This is a genomic window from Bacillus cereus group sp. N21 (genome assembly GCF_016483395.1).
Classification (GTDB): Bacteria; Bacillota; Bacilli; order Bacillales; family Bacillaceae_G; genus Bacillus_A; species Bacillus_A pseudomycoides.
The window spans coordinates 1-2,175 of the sequence record NZ_JAEHBX010000175.1; the positions used below are offsets into that span (position 1 = coordinate 1).

Below are 2,175 nucleotides of genomic sequence, written 5' to 3' on the forward strand. Positions count from 1 at the left end.
GGGGATAATATCAATCAGTCTGTCCAAAATCAAAAAGAGTTCATCCACCAAGTGTTTGGACTTATAGCATAAAATACAAATCCGCTAAAAATATATGCGCTATATTCTCTTTTATTTTATCTTTGCACCAGAACCGTCAATTCTAATCTAATTACCCCTATAGATTTAGCCCAAATTTCAAGTACTTTAAATAACTGGGTTCCAATTCCGCTTCCGCTAGCTTCATTTAGAAAGCTTTGTAACAGAACCGTTTGTCCATAATAAAAGTTTCTCAACTTGCATTAGGAAAAATATACTAAATAATAGTTGTACATATTTTGTTTTTCTATTATTATCTATTTCACGAGGAGATTAATTTTCAGAAAAATAAAAAACAAAACGCATCTAAAGGAGAGAACATCCTTAATGAATAGTTATAGAATTAAGATTTTCACTATTTCATTATGTGCTTTTGCAAGTGTAATGAGCACATCCATGTTAACTATTGCTTTTCCAGACATCACTAAAACTTTTGATATAAACTTTTCAACACTTCAAATTAGAAATATATTATTCTTTGCTTTTTTCGCAACAGGGATTCCTCTTTTTGGAAAAATATCTGATATGTTTGGAGCAAAAAGGATTCTTATTATAGGCCTATTAACCTTTACGTTCTCCACCATTTTAAGCGGGATTACTACTAACTGGTACTTATTTTTGGGATTTCAATCATTACAAGCTATTGCAGATGCGATGATCGTACCTGCGCAGGTTTTATTAATAAGATCAAATTTTGAGGAAGATAAGATTGGTTGGGCATTTGGATGGTTTTCTGGAGTGCTTGCAGTTGCAACATTTGTAGGACCAGCTTTAGGAGGTCTCATAGTTCGATACTTTAAATGGCAGGCAATCTTTGGAGTATTATGCTGTTTTAGTATCATTGCATTATTACTCGTATTATGGGTTATTAAAAAGGATAATTTTGAAAAGAGTGTGAAAAAAGTTCAAATCCCTTTCAAAAGTTCAATAAGTTTACTTTTACTTGTATTAGCAATACAAATTTTATTTATTGAAAATGTTGGTATCTACTTAAAACTTTTGACAGCTATTTTTGTTATTGTAATGATCTTTCTATTTGTATTTTTTGAAAGGAAGAGTACAAATGATACATCTTTAATACCTAAAAAAGCTATTCATAATCCGATTTTTATTTCCGCATTAACTAGGGTATTTCTATTATTTTTAATTGCAAATGCAATTACATTATATATACCAACTTATATGAGAGAAAATCATGGAATACCTCCTGAGCAAGTTGGATGGATATTAGTAATTGATTCTGTAATTTCAATAATGCTCTCAGGATATATGGGGCGTTTAGCAGATTTAAAGGATAATCGTCTATTAATACTAATAGGTGTTTTTTTCTCAATATTCGGAATGTTATTGTTAGCTGTCTCGACATTTTCAAGCTCGATCTTGTTGTTTATTTTTATGTTTTTATTCTTTGGAATGGCAGGAGTAATTACAATGCCATCCCAAAATAAAATCGCAATGTTATCAGTGCCAAAAGAAGAAACAGGAGTATATATGGGGTTATTTCAAATGGTCCAATTTGGAACAGGAGCATTTGCTGCAGGTATCTTTAGTCATATAGTTAATTTTTCCGGTACTAATGGTGGTATATCTAATGATGGATTCTTATATTTAGTTATAGTCTGTATAGCTTTATATTTCATCGTACTATTTACCTTATATTTAGATAAAAAAATTTTAAAGAAAGCCACTAATGTGACAGAAAACATTGAAGGTTAATGAATTTGAAAGGAGGTGATTTACATGGAAAATAAAAATGAAAAATTACTTGAAAACTTAGAAGTAATTGAAGCGAAAGAGTTAGAAGTAGGTAACGCATTCCATGCTTTCCGTTTTTCAGCTCCAGAAGCAAAAGAAGAAGAGAAATAAAGTATAACATTATTAATCCATAAAAGCAGAAGTGTGCAGCTGTTTATAACAGTTGTACACTTCTACTATTTTAGGGAGATGATTTATTGGAACTTCAGGATTTGAAAATTATTTTCCCTCCAGTAACTGAAGCAAGGCTTTTTCCATATTTGAGTTTACCAATGATAACAGGTTATTTGAGAAATAAAAAATTAAAAGTAGAGCAAAAAGATTTTAATCTGTCTCTTATAC

General features: G+C 30.4%; 2 protein-coding genes. Both read left to right on the forward strand.

Features of this window, described 5'->3' with window-relative positions:
• Window positions 1–405 precede the first annotated feature (405 nt).
• The gene (locus tag JDS96_RS30260) at window positions 406–1,794 is read left to right on the forward strand and encodes an MFS transporter (RefSeq protein ID WP_199669066.1); all 1,389 of its coding nucleotides are present in this window, start codon (window positions 406–408) and stop codon (window positions 1,792–1,794) included.
• A gap of 24 nt (window positions 1,795–1,818) precedes the next feature.
• Complete coding sequence (locus JDS96_RS32940; protein WP_274605980.1) at window positions 1,819–1,944, forward strand: hypothetical protein; 126 nt, start codon at window positions 1,819–1,821, stop codon at window positions 1,942–1,944.
• Window positions 1,945–2,175: the final 231 nt, after the last annotated feature.